The sequence below is a fragment of the Escherichia sp. HH26CH genome (assembly GCF_009820205.1).
GTDB lineage: Bacteria > Pseudomonadota > Gammaproteobacteria > Enterobacterales > Enterobacteriaceae > Escherichia > Escherichia coli_F.
This window is the reverse complement of sequence record NZ_VNXM01000013.1, coordinates 176800-197969: the sequence shown is the minus strand read 5'-3', so window position 1 is coordinate 197969 and position 21170 is coordinate 176800. Positions and strand designations below refer to the sequence as shown.

At 51.2% G+C, this 21170-nt stretch carries 22 protein-coding genes; 8 read left to right on the top strand and 14 right to left on the bottom strand.

The features are described 5' to 3' along the window. Nucleotides 1–110: 110 nt before the first annotated feature. Genes xapR through xapA form a run of 4 tightly spaced genes read right to left on the bottom strand, consistent with a single transcriptional unit; the run spans nucleotide 111 to nucleotide 3397 of the window. Nucleotides 111–995 carry a DNA-binding transcriptional regulator XapR gene (gene xapR, locus FQ015_RS05735; RefSeq protein ID WP_000442947.1) on the bottom strand — a complete coding sequence of 295 codons (885 nt, stop codon included), beginning with the start codon at nucleotides 993–995 and terminating at the stop codon, nucleotides 111–113. 40 nt (nucleotides 996–1035) lie between these two features. After that, nucleotides 1036–1194: a DUF1427 family protein gene (locus tag FQ015_RS05730; RefSeq protein ID WP_000651752.1), complete on the bottom strand. Its 159-nt coding sequence runs from the start codon at nucleotides 1192–1194 to the stop codon at nucleotides 1036–1038. A 52-nt stretch (nucleotides 1195–1246) separates the two neighbouring features. Continuing rightward, the gene (gene xapB, locus FQ015_RS05725) at nucleotides 1247–2503 is read right to left on the bottom strand and encodes a xanthosine/proton symporter XapB (protein ID WP_160523822.1); all 1257 of its coding nucleotides are present in this window, start codon (nucleotides 2501–2503) and stop codon (nucleotides 1247–1249) included. Between the two features lie 60 nt (nucleotides 2504–2563). After that, complete coding sequence (gene xapA, locus FQ015_RS05720; protein ID WP_000283878.1) at nucleotides 2564–3397, bottom strand: xanthosine phosphorylase; 834 nt, start codon at nucleotides 3395–3397, stop codon at nucleotides 2564–2566. Nucleotides 3398–3645: 248 nt separating this feature from the next. Between xapA and FQ015_RS05715 the strand changes: the two genes are divergently transcribed. Then, nucleotides 3646–4410 (top strand): nucleoside-specific channel-forming Tsx family protein, encoded by a 765-nt coding sequence (locus FQ015_RS05715; protein WP_000716371.1) that lies wholly within the window; start codon nucleotides 3646–3648, stop codon nucleotides 4408–4410. A 38-nt stretch (nucleotides 4411–4448) separates the two neighbouring features. Here the strand turns inward: FQ015_RS05715 and FQ015_RS05710 are convergent, their stop codons facing one another. Next, complete coding sequence (locus FQ015_RS05710; protein ID WP_001109794.1) at nucleotides 4449–5375, bottom strand: LysR family transcriptional regulator; 927 nt, start codon at nucleotides 5373–5375, stop codon at nucleotides 4449–4451. Nucleotides 5376–5464: 89 nt separating this feature from the next. Here FQ015_RS05710 and FQ015_RS05705 point away from each other — a divergent pair, with 89 nt between their 5' ends. Then, nucleotides 5465–6463: a bile acid:sodium symporter family protein gene (locus FQ015_RS05705; protein ID WP_000765604.1), complete on the top strand. Its 999-nt coding sequence runs from the start codon at nucleotides 5465–5467 to the stop codon at nucleotides 6461–6463. Here FQ015_RS05705 and FQ015_RS05700 read toward each other — a convergent pair. The 3 genes from FQ015_RS05700 to zipA form a co-directional block, all read right to left on the bottom strand. Then, on the bottom strand, nucleotides 6460–6678 hold the full coding sequence (locus tag FQ015_RS05700) for a DUF3820 family protein (RefSeq protein ID WP_000410201.1): 219 nt from the start codon (nucleotides 6676–6678) through the stop codon (nucleotides 6460–6462). The genes FQ015_RS05705 and FQ015_RS05700 overlap by 4 nt on opposite strands. Before the next feature lies 1 nt (nucleotide 6679). Further along, the gene (ligA, locus tag FQ015_RS05695; protein ID WP_115739234.1) at nucleotides 6680–8695 is read right to left on the bottom strand and encodes an NAD-dependent DNA ligase LigA; all 2016 of its coding nucleotides are present in this window, start codon (nucleotides 8693–8695) and stop codon (nucleotides 6680–6682) included. 70 nt (nucleotides 8696–8765) lie between these two features. Further along, nucleotides 8766–9764: a cell division protein ZipA gene (zipA, locus tag FQ015_RS05690; protein WP_001305210.1), complete on the bottom strand. Its 999-nt coding sequence runs from the start codon at nucleotides 9762–9764 to the stop codon at nucleotides 8766–8768. Between the two features lie 229 nt (nucleotides 9765–9993). On the opposite strand from zipA, the gene cysZ reads away from it, so the two are divergent. The 5 genes from cysZ (at nucleotide 9994) to crr (ending at nucleotide 14874) form a co-directional block, all read left to right on the top strand. Then, entirely contained in the window at nucleotides 9994–10755 is a 762-nt protein-coding gene (cysZ, locus tag FQ015_RS05685) for a sulfate transporter CysZ (protein WP_000254839.1), read from the top strand. A 184-nt stretch (nucleotides 10756–10939) separates the two neighbouring features. Continuing rightward, nucleotides 10940–11911: a cysteine synthase A gene (gene cysK, locus FQ015_RS05680; RefSeq protein WP_000034402.1), complete on the top strand. Its 972-nt coding sequence runs from the start codon at nucleotides 10940–10942 to the stop codon at nucleotides 11909–11911. 383 nt (nucleotides 11912–12294) lie between these two features. Continuing rightward, nucleotides 12295–12552: a phosphocarrier protein Hpr gene (gene ptsH, locus FQ015_RS05675; RefSeq protein ID WP_000487600.1), complete on the top strand. Its 258-nt coding sequence runs from the start codon at nucleotides 12295–12297 to the stop codon at nucleotides 12550–12552. A 44-nt stretch (nucleotides 12553–12596) separates the two neighbouring features. Then, entirely contained in the window at nucleotides 12597–14324 is a 1728-nt protein-coding gene (gene ptsI, locus FQ015_RS05670) for a phosphoenolpyruvate-protein phosphotransferase PtsI (RefSeq protein WP_000623136.1), read from the top strand. Between the two features lie 40 nt (nucleotides 14325–14364). Next, entirely contained in the window at nucleotides 14365–14874 is a 510-nt protein-coding gene (gene crr / locus FQ015_RS05665) for a PTS glucose transporter subunit IIA (RefSeq protein WP_000522247.1), read from the top strand. A gap of 42 nt (nucleotides 14875–14916) precedes the next feature. Here crr and pdxK read toward each other — a convergent pair whose 3' ends face one another. Continuing rightward, nucleotides 14917–15768, bottom strand: a complete 852-nt coding sequence (gene pdxK / locus FQ015_RS05660; protein WP_000096641.1) for a pyridoxine/pyridoxal/pyridoxamine kinase — start codon at nucleotides 15766–15768, stop codon at nucleotides 14917–14919. Nucleotides 15769–15872: 104 nt separating this feature from the next. Here pdxK and FQ015_RS05655 point away from each other — a divergent pair, with 104 nt between their 5' ends. Further along, complete coding sequence (locus FQ015_RS05655; RefSeq protein WP_000719945.1) at nucleotides 15873–16241, top strand: YfeK family protein; 369 nt, start codon at nucleotides 15873–15875, stop codon at nucleotides 16239–16241. 2 nt (nucleotides 16242–16243) lie between these two features. Here FQ015_RS05655 and cysM read toward each other — a convergent pair whose 3' ends face one another. The 5 genes from cysM to cysP all read right to left on the bottom strand — a co-directional run bounded on the left by cysM (nucleotide 16244) and on the right by cysP (nucleotide 21101). After that, on the bottom strand, nucleotides 16244–17155 hold the full coding sequence (cysM, locus tag FQ015_RS05650; RefSeq protein ID WP_000105473.1) for a cysteine synthase B: 912 nt from the start codon (nucleotides 17153–17155) through the stop codon (nucleotides 16244–16246). 134 nt (nucleotides 17156–17289) lie between these two features. Then, nucleotides 17290–18387, bottom strand: coding sequence for a sulfate/thiosulfate ABC transporter ATP-binding protein CysA (gene cysA, locus FQ015_RS05645; protein WP_000021027.1), 1098 nt, complete (start codon nucleotides 18385–18387; stop codon nucleotides 17290–17292). Then, a complete protein-coding gene (gene cysW, locus FQ015_RS05640; protein ID WP_000852696.1) occupies nucleotides 18377–19252 on the bottom strand; it encodes a sulfate/thiosulfate ABC transporter permease CysW in 876 nt (291 codons plus the stop codon). The genes cysA and cysW overlap by 11 nt, the downstream gene beginning before the upstream one ends. Next, nucleotides 19252–20085 (bottom strand): sulfate/thiosulfate ABC transporter permease CysT, encoded by an 834-nt coding sequence (cysT, locus tag FQ015_RS05635; protein WP_000458406.1) that lies wholly within the window; start codon nucleotides 20083–20085, stop codon nucleotides 19252–19254. The genes cysW and cysT overlap by 1 nt, the downstream gene beginning before the upstream one ends. Next, a complete protein-coding gene (cysP, locus tag FQ015_RS05630) occupies nucleotides 20085–21101 on the bottom strand; it encodes a thiosulfate/sulfate ABC transporter substrate-binding protein CysP (RefSeq protein WP_000290253.1) in 1017 nt (338 codons plus the stop codon). The genes cysT and cysP overlap by 1 nt, the downstream gene beginning before the upstream one ends. Nucleotides 21102–21170: the final 69 nt, after the last annotated feature.

Genomic DNA, 21170 nt, shown 5'->3' with positions numbered 1-21170 from the left:
ATGTAAAAAAGCGCCCTAAAGGCGCTTTTTTGCTATCTGCAATTTGCGAAATTGCCTGATGCGCTTCGTTTATCAGACCAACTATGTCCGGCAGTTCCCGTGCCTCTCATCTACTGCGCCAACGCCGCCAGCAGTTTAACCAGCGCGGGCGTCACCTGCTGCGTTTCATAAACAATATATAAGTCTGCCGGGATGCGTTCTTTGAGCGGACGGAATATGACACCGGGCCAGTTCATCTGCGCGTAGCTGTCCGCTATCAATGTGATACCAATACCCATACTGACCATGGCGAGTACCGTTTGCGGTTCATTAACTTCGCGAATAACAACCGGTGAAAATCCCACCTGCTGGCAAACTCGCTGCAAAAAATCCCAGTCAGTGTACACGGGCGGCATTGTAACGAAATACTCGTCACGTAGCGCTTCCAGCGGGACGGTGGAAAATGATGAGAGATGATGCTCTTCAGGCATCGCCACCAGAAACGCCGATTCATGCAACCGTAAGCTGGTAAAACCAGTCGGTGGTTCTGTCGCCATTCGCCAGATCCCGGCATCAAGTTCGCGGCGTTCCAGCAAGGCCATTTGCATCGCGGGCATCTTTTCGCGAAACAGAACTTCAACGTTAGGATTTTCTCTAAGGAATCGCCGCATAACCGGGCGCATCCGTCCCCACATTGCCGTTCCCACAACCCCGAGTTCAATCCGCCCTGCTTCTCCCCGACCTATTTGTTCAACCCGAGCCAATATATTATTTGCATTCACCAGCAATCGACGCGATTCTTCCATCAAGATTTTGCCCGCGTGTGTCAGTACGACGCTGCGCGAATGGCGAATAAAAAGCTGCGTGCCGAGTTGATTTTCCAGCTCTTTAATATGAATACTGAGCGGAGGCTGAGACATATTTAAACGCGCTGCTGCGCGACCAAAATGCAACTCTTCCGCTACGGCAAGAAAATAACGGAGCAACTTAAGATCTGTTCTATATACGCGTTCCATAATTAAGTGCTCCATATAAAAAATACATCGTATTAAATTATCATGGCATAAAGTATTTCACCACCAGATATCCGACATACATAAACACGATGGATAATATACCCGGCAATACATTTGGAACAGGAATAGGTAATCGCACGATTGTAAACAAAGCACCAATGCCAAAACCAACGCCAGAAGAAAATAAAATATCTTTCACTAATTAACCTTTATCATAAAAGCAGCCCCAAGGAACAGAGCTGCGAATCCTTTTAATGTGTAACTGAACGATGCGTTATCTTTTCAGGGTCATGGTTATATTTAAACCCAAAGAAAAATATCACTGCGAGGAAAAGAGCATACCCTGCAAACATCAGCCAAATGGTATGCCAATCTTTTACGCCATCCGCCGAGAAGTAATCCACTGCCATACCGCTCAGAATCGAGCCAACCCATGCGCCGACGCCATTTACCATCGTCATAAAAAGGCCCTGGGCGCTGGCACGAATGCTGGAATCAACTTCCTGTTCGACAAAGACCGAACCAGAAATATTGAAGAAATCGAATGCACAACCGTAAACAATCATCGACAGCAGCAGCAAAATAAACCCGGTTGGTGATGGGTCGCCATAGGCAAAGAAGCCAAAGCGCAGCGTCCACGCCACCATACTCATCAGCATGACGGTTTTAATACCGAAACGCTTCAAAAAGAACGGTATCGTCAGAATGAAACCGACTTCAGCCATCTGTGAAACTGACAGTAAAATGGACGGGTATTTCACCACGAAGCTATCAGCAAACTCAGGATTACGGGCGAAATCATGCAGGAACGGGTTGCCAAAAACGTTGGTAATTTGCAGCACCGCGCCCAGCATCATGGCGAAGAGGAAAAAGATAGCCATGCGTGGATTTTTAAACAGCACGAAGGCATCCAGACCCAGCTTGCTGGCAAGCGATGTAGTCGCTTTTTTCTCCGCAACCGGAATCTTCGGCAAAGTCAGCGCATAAGCCGACAGCAGCAATGACGCACCGGACGCGATATACAGCTGCAGACTACTCAATTCCAGATGCAGCAGGCTTACTGCCCACATGGCGACAATGAACCCCACCGTACCAAAAACGCGAATGGGCGGGAAAGCGGTCACCGGGTCAAGCCCTGCCTGGGCAAGACAGGAATAAGAGACGCTGTTCGATAACGCAATAGTCGGCATAAACGCCATCGCATTGACTAACATCACCCAAAACATCATATCCGGATCAGTTACGGATGCCGCATAAAAAAGTACGCCCGCACACACCAGGTGACACAGCATGTATGCACGTTCTGCACGCAGCCATTTGTCTGCGATGATCCCCATTATACCAGGCATAATAATCGCGGCGATCCCTTTGGAACTGTAAACCATGCCAACATTAGCGCCGGTGAAATGAAGGGTATTAATCATGTAAGAACCGAGGGTAACCAGCCAGCTCCCCCAGATAAAATATTGCAAAAAGGACATTACCTTTAAGCGCAAAGCGATGCTCATAATCGTTTCCTTGTCGCATCATATGGCCTCACTCAGTGAGGCCGTTTATTGTTGTTTTACTCAGGCAATTTTGCGCAGAAAGCCGCAAATAAGATTAATAAAGTTTTGCTTTGAGAGTTCCGCTGCTGCCAGCGTTTGGGCATGAGAAAGCTTCACGTCACTCAGACCTTCCGCCATGTTGGTAATCGCAGAGACCGCAACGACTTTAAGTTCGCAATGGCGAGCTGAAATAACCTCAGGCACCACAGACATACCAACAACATCCCCACCAATAATTTGCATCATGCGAATTTCCGCCGCAGTCTCGAAATTCGGCCCCGGATACGAGACGAACACGCCCTCCGTCAGAGGGAACCCCTCTTCTTTCGCCACTTTTTGTAACAGTGCGCGGTATTCCGCATCGTAGGCATTCGCCAGCGAGAAGAAGCGCTCACCAAAACGTTCATCATTAAGACCCACCATCGGCGTTCCCGGCATGGTGTTGATGTGATCTTTCAATGCGACCAGACTGCCGGCCCCCACTTCAGGACGCAGTGAGCCAGCCGCATTGGTGCAGAACAGCAACTCGCAGCCCAGCAACTTAAAGGTACGGATTGCATCCGTCATGATGGTCATCCCACGACCTTCGTAGAAATGTCCGCGACCTTTCATGCACGCCACTGGCACCCCCTGGAGATAACCCAGCACCAGCTCACCCGCATGACCGTGTACGGTACTTACCGGGAACCCAGGCAGCTTTTCGTAGGAAATTGCGACCGCGTTCTCAATCTGATCGGCCAGCGCGCCCAGCCCGGAACCTAAAATAAAGGCCACTCGTGGCGTGAAATCAGGTTTATAAGTCTTGATAATATCTACGCAATACAGTGGGTTATGAGAAAACTGAGCCTGATACATATATATCCTTTTTTTGTAGGGTGGAATCTAACGCCTTTTTATAACGAGATTGCCCTACCTCATACCAATACACTTTTTTCATGTATCCGATAGTTATTCGATATCGATATATTTATATTTTTTCACTATTAATAGGCTGAAAAAACTGTATTGGTACTCTCCTTTCCCTTGCATTAACAATATGCCGCTTTTAATCAACCTTTTTATTAAGCAATCAACTAATAACGATCGGCATAGGGAATTATGCTATGAAAAAACATCTTTTTACTCTGACACTCTCTTCTGTATTGGCGATACCAGCAGTATCCCATGCAGAATTTAAAGGCGGTTTTGCTGATATAGGTATTCATTATCTTGACTGGACTAGCAGAACCACTGAGAAATCGTCGACCAAATCACACAAAGATGATTTTGGATATCTGGAACTGGAAGGCGGCGCTAACTTTAGTTGGGGAGAAATGTACGGGTTCTTCGACTGGGAAAACTTTTATAATGATCGTCATGATAAACAGGGTAGCGAGCAGCGTTATACATTTAAAAATACCAACCGTATTTACCTGGGTGACACCGGATTTAATCTCTACTTGCATGCGTATGGCACCTACGGTTCTGCGAATCGTGTGAATTTCCATGACGATATGTTCCTTTACGGGATCGGCTACAATTTCACCGGCAGCGGTTGGTGGTTCAAACCGTTCTTTGCAAAACGCTATACAGACCAAACCTATTATACCGGCGATAACGGTTATGTCGCCGGTTGGGTTGCAGGTTACAGCTTTATGCTGGGCAGTGAGAAATTCACCCTCACCAACTGGAACGAGTACGAGTTTGATCGTGATGCCACCTACGCGGCAGGTAATGGCGGCAAAGAAGGTCTGAATGGTGCCGTCGCACTTTGGTGGAATGCAACTTCACACATCACCACAGGGATTCAGTATCGTTATGCGGATGACAAACTGGGCGAAGATTTTTACCAGGATGCGATAATCTACTCCATCAAATTTAATTTTTGATTGATTACTGCCGGAGCTCCCGGCAGTATGAATTCACTCTATATCTGATACAACGGATCCCCTTCCCGCCCAGCCATTAGCGCATTGCCCTGGTCTCGTACTACGTCCCATAACGCTTCAGCGGCGGTGGAAAGTGAACGGTTCTTCCTGCGCACCAGCATCAACTGGCGTTCAACCACCGGCGTAATGCGCTTTACCACCAGCGGGCTACCTTCAGGCAATGGTAGCGCCAGTGCGGGAAGAATACTGATGCCGATGCCTGCGGCTACCATCGGGAACAGCGTCGCCGGATGACCAATCTCCTGCACAATATTCGCCTGAATACCATTGCGCGCCAGCGCTGCGTCAATCAGCGGTCGGCTGCCTGACGCGTAATCCTGCAACACCAATTTCGCTCCCTGTAATGCTTGCCAGGGTACATAATCTTCCACGGCCAAAGCGCTATCGCGATGGCAAAGCAGAAAGAAAGGCTCGGAAAGAATCGCTTCACATTGCAGATCGCCCACTGGGCCTGGATCGATGACGATGCCAAAATCGACATCTCCCTGGCGAATACTTTCCATCACCCACTGCTGCGGACGATCGTGCAGGACAAACTGAATATCTGGATAGCGGCGATGGCTTTCAGCAATGCATTGCGGAATAAGATGCGCGGAAATGGTCTGGCTGGCAGCGACCCGAACTTTTCCGCTCAGTTGTTGCCCCATACGCCCGGTATCGCGCAACGTGCTGTTAAGTTCATCCAGCAGTCGCTCAAGACGCAAAGCCAACTGCTGCCCTGCATCTGTAAGCACCACTTCACGCGTGGTTCTGTCCAGCAGGCGAACACCAGTATGATTTTCCAGCTCCTTCACACTGTGACTCACTGCCGACTGGCTCAGGCCGATACGCTCTCCTGCACGACTAAAACTTTTCTCCTGCGCTACTGTGACGAAAACCTTTAATTGCTTTAAAGAATAATTCATCTGTTTTCTTCATGAATGGATGCAATAAATCAATTTTATTTCTCAAACTGGAAGAAGCACAATAGAACCATCGATCATCTGGAGTCTTTATGAAACTTTTTCGTATCCTCGATCCTTTCACCTTAACCCTGATCACGGTGGTGTTGCTGGCCTCTTTCTTTCCGGCCAGGGGCGATTTCGTTCCCTTCTTTGAAAATCTGACTACCGCAGCTATTGCTCTGCTGTTCTTTATGCACGGCGCGAAGTTGTCGCGTGAGGCGATTATTGCTGGCGGTGGTCACTGGCGACTGCATTTGTGGGTAATGTGCAGCACCTTCGTGCTGTTTCCAATTCTGGGCGTGCTGTTTGCCTGGTGGAAACCGGTAAATGTCGACCCGATGCTCTACTCCGGTTTTCTCTACTTGTGCATTCTCCCTGCGACCGTGCAGTCTGCAATCGCCTTCACGTCAATGGCGGGCGGTAACGTCGCGGCGGCGGTTTGTTCTGCGTCGGCATCCAGCCTACTGGGGATTTTCCTTTCACCGTTGCTGGTTGGCCTGGTGATGAATGTTCACGGTGCAGGGGGCAGCCTTGAGCAGGTAGGTAAGATAATGCTGCAACTGCTGCTGCCATTTGTGTTGGGGCATCTTTCCCGGCCGTGGATTGGTGACTGGGTGTCGCGTAATAAAAAATGGATTGCGAAAACTGACCAGACGTCCATTCTGTTGGTGGTTTATACGGCATTCAGCGAAGCCGTCGTTAACGGTATCTGGCACAAAGTTGGCTGGGGATCATTGCTGTTTATCGTGGTGGTCAGTTGCGTTCTTCTGGCTATCGTGATTGTAGTTAACGTCTTTATGGCACGCCGACTGGGCTTCAATAAGGCAGATGAAATTACTATCGTCTTTTGTGGTTCGAAAAAGAGTCTGGCAAATGGCATCCCGATGGCAAACATTCTGTTCCCCACATCGGTGATCGGTATGATGGTGCTGCCTCTGATGATTTTCCATCAGATCCAATTGATGGTCTGTGCGGTGCTGGCGCGTCGATACAAACGCCAGACCGAACAGTTACAGGCGCAGCAGGAAAGCAGCGCCGATAAAGCTTAAAGTGGGCGTTTCAGGGGCTGGACCAGTTGCGTCAGCCCCTCGGTTTTAATCAGCAGCGTGATTTGCATTAGCTCACCGAGCTTCCCTGCCGGGAACTCATCTTTGCGGGCAAACCACAGAAGATACTCCTCCGGCAGGTCGATTAAGCGACGCCCTTTGTACTTGCCAAACGGCATTATCGTATTGGCTATTTCAATCAGCTGCTCTTTTTCCATCTCAGCTACCCAGCAAACGCAGCATTTCCGTTTCGTCGATGACTTCAATGCCCAGTTCCTGCGCCTTCGCCAGTTTAGATCCTGCAGCTTCACCCGCTATCACCAAATCGGTTTTCTTCGACACGCTGCCCGCGACTTTCGCCCCCAGTTCGACCAGTCGAGCTTTAGCGTCATCACGCGACATCTGGCTTAAGCTGCCCGTAAGCACCACGGTTTTACCAGCAAACGGACTGTCAATCTCTTCCGCATTGATAACGATCGGCTCAGGCCAGTGAACACCTTCCGCCAACAGCTCGCTGATGACATTGCGGTTGCTTTCTTCGGCAAAGAAGTTGTGAACGTGGGAGGCAACGACAATGCCAACATCAGGCACCTTTTGCAGCTCTTCAATCGACGCGGCTTCCAGCGCTTCCAGCGTGCCGAAATATGCCGCCAGACCTGCTGCGGTAGCCTCGCCAACTTCACGGATACCAAGTGCATAGAGGAAGCGAGCAAAGGTGGTTTCTTTCGCTTTTTCCAGCGCGTTAACCACGTTTTGTGCCGATTTCGGCCCCATGCGCTCCAGTCCGGTCAGTTTGCCTGCGGTGAGTTTGAACAGATCCGCCGGGGTATGGACATATTCTTTTTCAACCAGTTGATCGATGATTTTGTCGCCCATACCGTCAACGTCCATCGCACGGCGGGAAACAAAGTGTTTCAGCGACTCTTTACGCTGAGCACCGCAAATCAGGCCACCGGTACAGCGGGCAACCGCTTCACCTTCCACACGCTCGACGTCAGAACCACATACCGGACAATGCGTCGGGAATACAACCTCACGGGTATCTTCAGGGCGTTCAGAAAGCACGACGTTCACCACCTGCGGGATCACGTCGCCTGCGCGGCGAATCACCACTTTATCGCCAATGCGTAAACCAAGACGTTCGATTTCGTCAGCATTATGCAGTGTGGCGTTACTCACCAGCACACCAGCAACATGGACTGGTTCAAGACGCGCAACAGGCGTAATCGCGCCAGTACGCCCAACCTGAAACTCGACGTCACGCACAAAGGTCATCTGTTCCTGCGCCGGGAATTTAAACGCTACCGCCCAGCGCGGGGCACGCGCGACAAAGCCAAGCTGCTCCTGCTGTGCCAGTGAGTTGACCTTAATCACCACGCCGTCAATATCAAAGCCCAGCGTCGGGCGGTCTTCTTCCACTTTGTGGTAGAACGCCAGCACTTCTTCCGCCGATTCACAAAGCGTTACTCGATCGCTGACCGGCAAACCCCACTTTTTAAATTGCAGTAAACGGCCAAGATGAGTATCCGGCAGCTCGCCACCTTCCAGAACACCGACGCCATAGCAGAAAAAAGTGAGCGGTCGCTTCGCTGTAATACGCGGATCAAGCTGACGCAGTGAACCTGCAGCCGCATTACGCGGGTTAGCAAACACTTTCCCGCCTGTGCGTCGCGCATCTTCGTTGATCTTTTCGAAGCCGGCCTGCGGCAGGAACACTTCACCACGAACTTCCAGACGCGCCGGGATATTCTCGCCGTGAAGCTTCAGCGGAATGGCGCGAATAGTACGCACGTTTGATGTAATGTCTTCGCCAGTAGTGCCATCGCCACGGGTCGCTGCACTGACTAAAACGCCATTTTCATACAGAATGCTGACGGCAAGACCATCCAGTTTCAGCTCACAGCACCAAGTCACTTTTTCGTTGCTTTTCAGACGGTCCTGTACGCGTTTGTTGAAAGCAAGAAAGCTTTCTTCATCAAAGACGTTATCCAGCGACAACATGGGCACTTCATGGCGGATCTGGCTGAAAGCCGCCAGCGGCGCAGCACCTACACGTTGGGTAGGTGAATCAGGTGTAATCAGCTCTGGATGTTTGGCTTCCAGCTCGCGCAGTTCGCGCATCAGCCTGTCATATTCAGCGTCGGGAATTTCCGGCGCATCCATCACATGATAAAGATATTCATGATGGCGAAGCGTCGTTCGCAGTTCTGTCAGTTGTTGTTCGATTGATTCCATATCGCACCATCAATGCTAAAAACCCCCGACAAGCGGGGGTTCGAAGAGGAGTTAATTTGCCTTAAGTGTATCAGGCGTTGGCGTCTTTGACTTCGCGGATGATGTCCTGGTACTCGCGCAATTTCTGCGGAGTCATCATACGGCGCTGATCGTCAAGCACTACACCGCCCACTTCATCGGCAATATGCTGCGCAGATTGCAGCATCAGCTTAAAGTTCTGCAGCTCGTCACCGTAAGACGGTACCTGCATAAAGATAGTGACACCCGGAGTAGTGAAATCCTTCATTTCAGGATCGAAGGTTCCCGGTTTCACCATATTCGCCAGGCTGAATAACGCCGGGCCGCTGCCATCCGGGCTAAGATGACGATGGTAAATGTTCATATCGCCAAAAATGAAGCCCGCTTGTTGAATGCTGTTAAGAAGCAGTTCACCGTTTAACTCGCTACCGTGATGCGCCGCGACGTTCATGATAATCACCGCTTCTTTGCGCTTCGGTTTATCCATAACTGGAGCCGGTTCCGCTACAGGCTCAGGCTGTGGTGCCGCTACAGGTTCTGCAGGCTGGAAAGCCTGTTGTGCCGGTTGCGGTGCTGAATGCACTGGCTGCGGCGCTGACGCGACCTGTGGCGAAACTGGCTGCTGCAACGGCTGTTCAGGCTGAGGCTGATAGGCAGGCTGCTGCACGGGTTGCTGCACCGGCTGCGTTGGACGCGGAGCATGTTGCGGCGGTACCTGCGCTTCAGGCGGCTGCTGGACCGGTTGACGCGGCTGCGCAGACGCATAAGGCGGTTGGTACTGGTGTTGCGGCGACGGACGAGCAGCCTCATGCTCCTGGGCGTTAGCCGGAGCATGATTTACGCGGTGAACACGAACCTCACCAACGCCCTCATCATCTTCGACATCCTCGTCATAAGAATCGTCGTCACGTTTTGACTTCATTCGTTTTAATGGCCGATCGCGGAACATAGAAGATCGTTCTTTACGGCTGGTCCAGAAACCATGTACCAGTAAAGCGATTATGGCGATCGCGCCAACAATGATTAATATCAGACGCAAATCCTGCATCATTATATTCTCTGTTGTTCTAACACCTTGCCACCACGGCAAACATTTACTCACTAAGAGTATTTGCCGATTACCTCAAGTGCAAGTGCACTATTAACTTTCACAGCACAAAGATAGATGAAATCGTGCTTTTTGCTGTTTTTTCGAACATATCCTAACTGTCCATTGCGCAATTACCCGGTAAAATACGCAGAATTTTCCTGGGATTGGTCAAAAGGAGCTCATCCTGATTATGGTTTCATCATTCACATCTGCCCCACGCAGCGGTTTTTACTATTTTGCGCAAGGCTGGAAGCTCGTCTCGCAACCTGGGATTCGGCGTTTTGTTATTTTACCGCTGTTGGTCAATATTTTGTTGATGGGGGGCGCATTCTGGTGGCTCTTTACGCAACTCGATGTCTGGATCCCGACTCTCATGAGTTACGTTCCGGACTGGTTACAATGGCTGAGCTATCTGTTGTGGCCCCTGGCTGTCATCTCTGTGCTGTTAGTGTTTGGCTATTTCTTCTCAACGATTGCTAACTGGATTGCTGCTCCGTTCAACGGTTTATTGGCTGAACAACTGGAAGCAAGACTGACTGGCGCTACACCGCCAGATACCGGAATTTTCGGTATCATGAAAGATGTGCCGCGAATCATGAAACGCGAATGGCAAAAATTTGCCTGGTATCTGCCGCGCGCAATTGTATTGCTAATTCTTTACTTCATCCCTGGCATTGGGCAAACCGTCGCACCGGTACTGTGGTTCCTGTTTAGCGCCTGGATGTTAGCCATCCAGTATTGCGATTACCCCTTCGATAACCACAAAGTGCCGTTTAAAGAGATGCGCACCGCCCTGCGCACACGCAAAATCACCAATATGCAGTTTGGTGCTTTAACCAGCCTGTTTACGATGATCCCGCTGCTTAATCTGTTCATTATGCCCGTTGCCGTTTGTGGCGCGACGGCGATGTGGGTCGATTGCTATCGCGATAAACACGCGATGTGGCGGTAACAATCTACCGGTTATTTTGTAAACCGTTTGTGTGAAACAGGGGTGGCTTATGCCACCCCTTATTCCATCTTGCATGTCATTATTTCCCTTCTGTATATAGATATGCTAAATCCTTACTTCCGCATATTCTCTGAGCGGGTATGCTACCTGTTGTATCCCAATTTCATACAGTTAAGGACAGGCCATGAGTAAGATTTTTGAAGATAACTCGCTGACTATCGGTCACACGCCGCTGGTTCGCCTGAATCGCATCGGTAACGGACGCATTCTGGCGAAGGTGGAATCCCGTAACCCCAGCTTCAGCGTTAAGTGCCGTATCGGTGCCAACATGATTTGGGATGCCGAAAAGCGCGGCGTGCTGAAACCAGGCGTTGAACTGGTTGAACCAACCAGCGGTAATACAGGGATTGCACTGGCCTATGTGGCTGCCGCTCGCGGTTACAAACTCACCCTGACCATGCCAGAAACCATGAGTATTGAACGCCGCAAGCTGCTGAAAGCGTTAGGTGCAAACCTGGTGCTGACCGAAGGTGCTAAAGGCATGAAAGGCGCAATCCAAAAAGCAGAAGAAATTGTCGCCAGCAATCCAGAGAAATACCTACTGCTGCAACAATTCAGCAATCCGGCAAACCCTGAAATTCACGAAAAAACCACCGGTCCGGAGATCTGGGAAGATACCGACGGTCAGGTTGATGTATTTATTGCTGGTGTTGGGACTGGCGGTACGCTGACCGGCGTCAGCCGCTACATTAAAGGCACCAAAGGCAAGACCGATCTCATCTCTGTCGCCGTGGAGCCAACCGATTCTCCGGTTATCGCCCAGGCGCTGGCAGGTGAAGAGATTAAACCTGGCCCGCATAAAATTCAGGGGATTGGTGCTGGTTTTATCCCGGCTAACCTTGATCTCAAACTGGTCGATAAAGTCATTGGCATCACCAATGAAGAAGCTATTTCTACCGCGCGTCGTCTGATGGAAGAGGAAGGTATTCTTGCAGGTATCTCTTCTGGAGCGGCTGTTGCTGCAGCGTTGAAACTACAAGAAGATGAAAGCTTTACCAACAAGAATATTGTGGTTATTCTACCGTCATCGGGTGAGCGTTATTTAAGCACCGCATTGTTTGCCGATCTCTTCACTGAGAAAGAATTGCAACAGTAATGCCAGCTTGTTAAAAATGCGTAAAAAAGCACCTTTTCAGGTGCTTTTTTGTGGCCTGCTTCAAACTTTCGCCCCTCCTGGCATTGATTCAGCCTGTCGGAACTGGTATTTAACCAGACTAATTATTTTGATGCGCGAAATTAATCGTTACAGGAAAAGCCATAGCTGAATCGATTTTATGATTTGGTTCAATTCTTCCTTTAGCGGCATAATGTTTAATGACGTACGAAACGTCAGCGGTCAACACCCGCCAGCAAAGGACTGTATTGCGCTCTTCGTGCGTCGCGTCTGTTAAAAACTGGCGCTAACAATACAGGCTAAAGTCGAACCGCCAGGCTAGACTTTAGTTCCACAACACTAAACCTATAAGTTGGGGAAATACAATGTTCCAGCAAGAAGTTACCATTACCGCTCCGAACGGTCTGCACACCCGCCCTGCTGCCCAGTTTGTAAAAGAAGCTAAGGGCTTCACTTCTGAAATTACTGTGACTTCCAACGGCAAAAGCGCCAGCGCGAAAAGCCTGTTTAAACTGCAGACTCTGGGCCTGACTCAAGGTACCGTTGTGACTATCTCCGCAGAAGGCGAAGACGAACAGAAAGCGGTTGAACATCTGGTTAAACTGATGGCGGAACTCGAGTAATTTCCCGGGTTCTTTTAAAAATCAGTCACAAGTAAGGTAGGGTTATGATTTCAGGCATTTTAGCATCCCCGGGTATCGCTTTCGGTAAAGCTCTGCTTCTGAAAGAAGACGAAATTGTCATTGACCGGAAAAAAATTTCTGCCGACCAGGTTGATCAGGAAGTTGAACGTTTTCTGAGCGGTCGTGCCAAGGCATCAGCCCAGCTGGAAACGATCAAAACGAAAGCTGGTGAAACGTTCGGTGAAGAAAAAGAAGCCATCTTTGAAGGGCATATTATGCTACTCGAAGATGAGGAGCTGGAGCAGGAAATCATAGCCCTGATTAAAGATAAGCACATGACAGCTGACGCAGCTGCTCATGAAGTTATCGAAGGTCAGGCTTCTGCCCTGGAAGAGCTGGATGATGAATACCTGAAAGAGCGTGCGGCTGACGTACGTGATATCGGTAAGCGCCTGCTGCGCAACATCCTGGGCCTGAAGATTATCGACCTGAGCGCCATTCAGGATGAAGTCATTCTGGTTGCCGCTGATCTGACGCCGTCCGAAACCGCACAGCTGAACCTGAAGAAGGTGCTGGGTTTCATCACCGACGCGGGTGGCCGTACTTCCCACACCTCTATCATGGCGCGTTCTCTGGAACTGCCTGCTATCGTGGGTACCGGTAGCGTCACCTCTCAGGTGAAAAATGACGACTATCTGATTCTGGATGCCGTAAATAATCAGGTTTACGTCAATCCAACCAACGAAGTTATTGATAAAATGCGCGCTGTTCAGGAGCAAGTGGCTTCTGAAAAAGCAGAGCTTGCTAAACTGAAAGATCTGCCAGCTATTACGCTGGACGGTCACCAGGTAGAAGTGTGCGCTAACATCGGTACGGTTCGTGACGTTGAAGGTGCAGAGCGTAACGGCGCTGAAGGCGTTGGTCTGTATCGTACTGAGTTCCTGTTCATGGACCGCGACGCGCTGCCCACTGAAGAAGAACAGTTTGCTGCTTACAAAGCAGTAGCTGAAGCGTGTGGCTCACAAGCGGTTATCGTTCGTACCATGGACATCGGCGGCGACAAAGAGCTGCCATACATGAACTTCCCGAAAGAAGAGAACCCGTTCCTCGGCTGGCGCGCTATCCGTATCGCGATGGATCGTAAAGAGATCCTGCGCGATCAGCTCCGCGCAATCCTGCGTGCCTCTGCTTTCGGTAAATTGCGCATCATGTTCCCGATGATCATCTCTGTTGAAGAAGTGCGTGCACTGCGCAAAGAGATCGAAATCTACAAACAGGAACTGCGCGACGAAGGTAAAGCGTTTGACGAGTCAATTGAAATCGGTGTAATGGTGGAAACACCGGCTGCCGCAACAATTGCACGTCATTTAGCCAAAGAAGTTGATTTCTTTAGTATCGGCACCAATGATTTAACGCAGTACACTCTGGCAGTTGACCGTGGTAATGATATGATTTCACACCTTTACCAGCCAATGTCACCGTCCGTGCTGAACTTGATCAAGCAAGTTATTGATGCTTCTCATGCTGAAGGCAAATGGACTGGCATGTGTGGTGAGCTTGCTGGCGATGAACGTGCTACACTTCTGTTGCTGGGGATGGGTCTGGACGAATTCTCTATGAGCGCCATTTCTATCCCGCGCATTAAGAAGATTATCCGTAACACGAACTTCGAAGATGCGAAGGTGTTAGCAGAGCAGGCTCTTGCTCAACCGACAACGGACGAGTTAATGACGCTGGTTAACAAGTTCATTGAAGAAAAAACAATCTGCTAATCCACGAGATGCGGCCCAATTTACTGCTTAGGAGAAGATCATGGGTTTGTTCGATAAACTGAAATCTCTGGTTTCCGACGACAAGAAGGATACCGGAACTATTGAGATCATTGCTCCGCTCTCTGGCGAGATCGTCAATATCGAAGACGTGCCGGATGTCGTTTTTGCGGAAAAAATCGTTGGTGATGGCATTGCTATCAAACCAACTGGAAACAAAATGGTCGCGCCTGTAGACGGCACCATTGGTAAAATCTTTGAGACCAACCACGCGTTCTCTATCGAATCTGATAGCGGCGTTGAACTGTTCGTCCACTTCGGTATCGACACCGTTGAACTGAAAGGCGAAGGCTTCAAGCGTATTGCTGAAGAAGGTCAGCGCGTGAAAGTTGGTGATACCGTGATTGAATTCGATCTGCCGCTGCTGGAAGAGAAAGCCAAGTCTACCCTGACTCCGGTTGTTATCTCCAACATGGACGAAATCAAAGAACTGATCAAACTGTCCGGTAGCGTGACTGTGGGTGAAACCCCGGTTATCCGCATCAAGAAGTAATTCTTGCCGCAGTGAAAAATGGCGCCCATCGGCGCCATTTTTTTATGCTTCAGTCAGCGGCGGCAAAATCAATTCATCACTACCATGCTGCTGGGTATAGCGCATCACCTCCAGCACGCGTAATCCCGCGCTATGTACCGCGTCAGTTAATTCCTTACCTTTCAACAAGCCACTGATAAGCTGGGCGCAAAACAGATCGCCTGTTCCTTTAAGATCCGTCTTTACCCGAGAATGGGAAATGACATTCACGCTGTCGGCACTGACCACCACCACCTGCATCTCCTGATTTTCTTCGTTACCGGAGGCACTGGTAATCACCACCCACTTTAATGTGTCTGAAAGCAGACTTTTTGCGGCAGCAATGGCGCTGTCGAGATCGCGGCAATCTTTACCGGTCAGGATTTCCAGCTCAAAGATATTAGGCGTAATACCCTGCGCCAGAGGCAGTAAATATTGTCGGTATGCCTCAGGAAGGTCAGGTTTGACATAAATTCCGCTATCAATATCGCCAATCACCGGATCGACCATAATCAATAAGTCAGGATGGTCTTTGCGTAGCGCAGTCAGCCACTCGGCAAGGATTTTGATTTGCGATGCCGTTCCCATATAGCCCGTGGTGACAGCGCGCAGCTGGCGCAGCGCATCACGCTCCTGAAGCGCACGCAAATAACCGCTAAACCATTCGTCCGGAATCGCACCACCGTAGAAAGTGTCATAATGCGGCGTATTGCTCAGCAATACCGTCGGCACGGCAAAGACATTCAGGCCGTTCTGTTTGATAGCAGGCACGGCAATGCTGTTGCCTACGCTGCCGTACACTACCTGCGACTGCACGGCGACGATATCCGCCTGCAATGCCCTGCTCTTATCGTTAAACAACAACAAACTACTCATTTAATTTTTTCTCCTTGCCGATGATCCTCATCGTATTCCAACCGAAACTTTACCTGATTCTGGCAGTCAAATCGGCTATCACAAAACAAGGATAAGGTAATTCAATGAAGAAAATCATTTGTCTGGTCATTACGCTGCTAATGACACTCCCCGCTTACGCGAAGTTAACCGCCCACGAAGAAGCCCGCATCAACGCCATGCTGGAGGGATTAGCACAGAAAAAGGATTTGATATTTGTGCGCAACGGCGATGAACATACCTGCGATGAAGCGGTTTCCCATTTGCGTCTGAAGCTGGGCAATACCCGTAATCGTATTGATACTGCTGAGCAATTTATTGATAAGGTTGCTTCGTCATCATCGATTACCGGGAAGCCGTATATCGTGAAGATGCCCGGTAAGAGCGATGAAAACGCGCAACCTTTTTTACATGCGTTAATTGCGCAGACGGATAAAACGGTGCCTGCACAATAATCTTAAATCCCCGCCCCCTGACTAAAGTGCTCTTCCCCAAACACCCCGGTAGAAAGGTAGCGATCGCCGCGATCGCAGATGATCGCCACCACTACAGCGCCGGGGTTGGCTTTTGCCACCCGCAGTGCTCCGGCAACCGCGCCGCCAGAACTGACACCGCAGAAAATCCCTTCCCGCACTGCCAGTTCGCGCATGGTGTTTTCCGCATCGCGCTGATGAATATCCAGCACCTCATCCACCAGCGAAGCGTTGAAGATGCCTGGCAGATATTCCTCAGGCCAGCGACGAATGCCGGGAATGCTGCTGCCCTCTTCCGGCTGCAGACCAACAATGGTCACCGGTTTGGATTGCTCGCGCATAAAGCGCGACACGCCGGTAATCGTACCGGTCGTCCCCATGCTGGAGACAAAATGGGTAATGCGACCGCCGGTTTGCTGCCAGATTTCCGGCCCGGTGGTGGTGTAATGCGCATAAGGATTATCGGGATTATTAAATTGATCGAGCAGCTTGCCTTCACCACGATTCGCCATTTCCAGCGCCAGATCGCGCGCACCTTCCATGCCCTGCTCTTTGGTGACCAGAATCAGCTCCGCACCGTAGGCACGCATCGCCGCGCGACGCTCCTGGCTCATGTTATCGGGCATCAGCAATTTCATGCGATAGCCTTTTAGCGCGGCAATCATTGCCAGCGCAATCCCGGTGTTACCACTGGTGGCTTCGATTAACACATCACCCGGTTTAATTTCCCCGCGCTTTTCCGCCTCGACGATCATCGAAAGCGCCGCACGATCTTTCACCGAACCGGCCGGATTATTGCCTTCCAGCTTTAACCACACTTCACTGCCGTTATCCGGCCCCATTCGTTGTAATTTCACCAGAGGCGTATTGCCTATTGTTTGTTCTAATGTACTCACGATCTCTGTCCATACGTGGTGTTGCCTGATGCGACGTTTACGCGTCTTATCAGGCCTACAGGTTACAAAACCTTGCCATTAAAAAGCCCGGATCGCGGGAAGCGCCTCCGGGCGTTTAACATTCACTCAACCTATCAGGCGCTTTGTGCGAGGGCAAGTTCCTCATCACGGGTTTCAATACGCTCGTCGCCGTGATACAGCCGCGCATGTTGCAGCCCGACGAACAAACGATCGCCGCGCACTGGCGCATCATCGCCACGCATCACCACGGTGAGCGGATCTTCATACCACCCCAGCGGCTGCACGACTAATTGGGTGTAGTGGCCTTTCGGGCTGGCTTCCAGCACCTGTACCGGCAGCGGCGAATCGAGGCTGGTGCGGCGGCTGATATCCACTTCCCACGGGCGCAGGAAGAGATCCACCGGCCCCTGATACGCAGGGGTATATCCCAGCGGCCAGCGATGTGCGCCAACGTGGAACTGCCCGCCGCGAATCGTTCCCTGCAGGCGGTTTACTTCGCCCATAAACTCCAGCACAAAACGGGTCGCCGGTTCGCGCCAGACCTGATCGGGTTCATCAGCCTGTTCGATATTGCCCTGGCTCATCACCACAACGCGGTTGGCGACTTCCATCGCTTCTTCCTGGTCGTGGGTAACGAACACGCTGGTGAATTTCAGCTCTTCATGCAACTGACGCAGCCAGCGACGCAGCTCTTTACGCACCTGCGCATCCAGCGCGCCAAACGGTTCATCAAGCAGCAGAATTTGCGGTTCGACAGCCAGCGCGCGCGCCAGCGCCACACGCTGTTTCTGACCGCCGGAAAGCTGCGCCGGATAACGATCCGCCAGATGGGCAAGCTGCACCATTTCCAGTAATTTTGTCACTTTCGCTTTGATCGCCGCGGCATTCGGGCGCTCGCGACGCGGCAGCACCGTCAGGCCAAAGGCGATATTGTCGAACACCGTCATATGGCGGAACAGCGCGTAATGCTGAAACACGAAACCGACTTTACGATCGCGTGCATGCAGGCGGCTGACGTCGGTGCCGTGGAAACGAATATGCCCGCTGGTTTGATGCTCCAGCCCGGCGATAATCCGCAGCAGCGTGGTTTTCCCGGAACCGGACGGCCCCAGCAATGCGACCATCTGACCAGAAGGAATATCCAGTGAGATATCGTTCAGCACCTGGGTGCGACCAAACGACTTCTTAATATTGGCAATCTCAATGCTCATGATGTTCCTCCTGTTGCGCGCGTTTTTCCTGATTCTCCAGGCGCCACTGCAACATACTCTTTAAAAACAGGGTGATAATCGCCATCAGCGTCAACAACGCCGCGGCGGTAAAGGAGCCGACGGTGTTGTAGTCCTGCTCCAGCAATTCAATCTGTAACGGCAGCGAAAGTGTTTCGCCGCGAATCGAGCCGGAAACCACCGACACCGCGCCAAACTCGCCAATCGCGCGGGCGTTGGTCAGCACCACGCCATAAAGCAGCGCCCAGCGGATGTTCGGCAGCGTGACGCGGCGGAACATCTGCCAGCCAGACGCGCCAAGCAAAATCGCCGCTTCGTCTTCCTGGCTTCCCTGGCTTAACATCACCGGCACCAGCTCGCGCACCACAAACGGACAGGTCACAAAGATGGTGACCAGCACCATTCCCGGCCAGGAGAACATAATTTGCAGATTATGTTCATCCAGCCAGCCGCCGAGCGGGCCGTTAGAGCCGTAGAAAAGCAGATAGACCAGACCGGCAACCACCGGCGACACGGCAAACGGAATGTCCAGCAGCGTCAGCAGCAACTGGCGTCCGGGGAAGTTAAAGCGCGTCACCAGCCAGGCCAGCAGAATGCCGAACACCAGGTTTACCGGTACGGCAATCAGCGCGATCATCACCGTCAGCCAGATGGCATGCAGCATGTCCGGATCGGCCAGATTCTGTAAAACTGGCATCAGCCCTTTGCTGAATGCCTGCACGAAAATGTATATCATCGGCACCAGCAGGATGAACGCCGAAACCAGCATTCCGGTGCCAATCAGAAACCATTTGCCCCAGTTAATCGGGCGCGCGTCATAACGCTTCAACTGTGTCACTTCCGCCATTAATGACCTACCACACGCCGACCAAAGCGACTTTGCAGTGTGTTAATTGAGAACAGCAGCAACAGTGATGCCGCGAGGATCACCGAAGCAATTGCGCTCGCCGCCGGGTAATCAAACTCCTGTAAGCGAACAAAAATCATCAGCGACGTCACTTCCGTCTTCCAGGCGATGTTCCCGGCGATAAAAATCACCGCACCAAACTCACCGAGACTACGGGTAAACGACAGCGCCACGCCCGCCACCAGCGCCGGAGAAAGCTCCGGCAGCACCACTTTGCAGAAACTCTGCCAGCGCGTTGCGCCGAGCGTTTCTGCCGCTTCTTCATATTCCGGGCCTAACTCCTCCAGCACCGGCTGGACGGTACGCACCACAAACGGAATGCTGGTAAAGGCCATCGCCACCGCGATACCAAGCCAGGTGTAGGTGACTTTGATATCAAACTTCGCCAGCCACTCGCCGTAAAAACCGTTCACAGAAAAGAGCGAGGCCAGCGTTAAACCTGCTACCGCCGTTGGTAGCGCAAACGGTAAATCCATCAGCGCATCAAGCAGCGTGCGGCCCGGAAAGCGGTAGCGGGTTAAAATCCACGCCATAAGCAGGCCGAAAACGCCGTTAAAAATTGATGCCACAAACGCCGACAGCAGCGTCACTTTATAGGCCGCGACCACCTGCGGGTTGGTGATCACCTCCCAATACTGCGCCCAGCTCATCTGAGCCAGTTGCATCACCAGTGCGGAGAGCGGCAGCAGCAAAATCAGGCACACAAACAGCAGACTGGTGCCGAGGCTTAAGGTAAAGCCCGGCAGCACGCGTCTGGAAGAAACTGCAAACATTAGTTACGCCCCGCCGCTAACAGCTTGTCTAACTCGCCGCCGCTGTTGAAGTGGGTTTTCATCACTTCCGGCCAGGAGCCAAATTTATCTTCCACGCGAAACAGCTCGGTCTGCGGGAATTTGTCTTTCAGTTTGTCCATGACTTCCGGGTTATTCACGCGATAGTAATAGTCGGTGATGATGGTTTGCGCCTGTGGGCTGTAGAGCCAGTTCAGGTAGGCTTTTGCCGCTTTTTCCGTACCGTTGGCCTGCACGTTCTTATCGACCCACGCCACCGGGAATTCCGCCAGAATGTTGGTTTTCGGAATCACCACTTCAAAGCCCTGCGCTTCATACTGCTTGCGGATGTTGTTCACTTCCGATTCGAAGCTAATCAGCACATCGCCCAGCCCGCGCTCGGCAAAAGTAGTGGTCGCGCCACGACCGCCGGTATCGAACACTTCAACGTTTTTCAGGAACTGGGTCATAAACTGTTCGGTTTTGGCTTTATCGCCACCGTCAGCTTTATCCGCTGCGCCCCATGCCGCAAGGTAGGTGTAACGCGCGTTACCGGAGGTTTTCGGATTAGGGAAAATCAGCTTCACATCGGAGCGCACCAGATCGTTCCAGTCGTGGATATTCTTCGGGTTTCCCTTACGCACCAGGAAGCCCATGGTGGAGTAAAATGGCGAGCTGTTATTCGGCAGACGCGACTGCCAGTCAGCCGGGATCAGCTTGCCTTTATCATGCAGGATCTGCACGTCGGTCACCTGGTTATAAGTGACAACGTCTGCTTTTAAGCCCTGCAAAATCGCCAGCGCCTGTTTTGATGACCCGGCATGAGATTGTTTAATCGTTAGCTTGTCGCCACCGTTATCTTTCGCCCATTGTTGCTCAAACGGGGTATTCAGGGCGGCAAAGAGCTCGCGGGAGACGTCATAAGAACTGTTCAGCAGTTCCGTTGCCTGTACATGGCCCGCCAGCAGCAGAGAAGCGACCAGCGCGAGTGAGTTCTTTTTCAGTAAGTTAACGGCCATTGCGCACCCTTATTAATTAAATGACTTTCTATTAGTCATCATATTTATAACGGACGTGAAAGGAGTAAC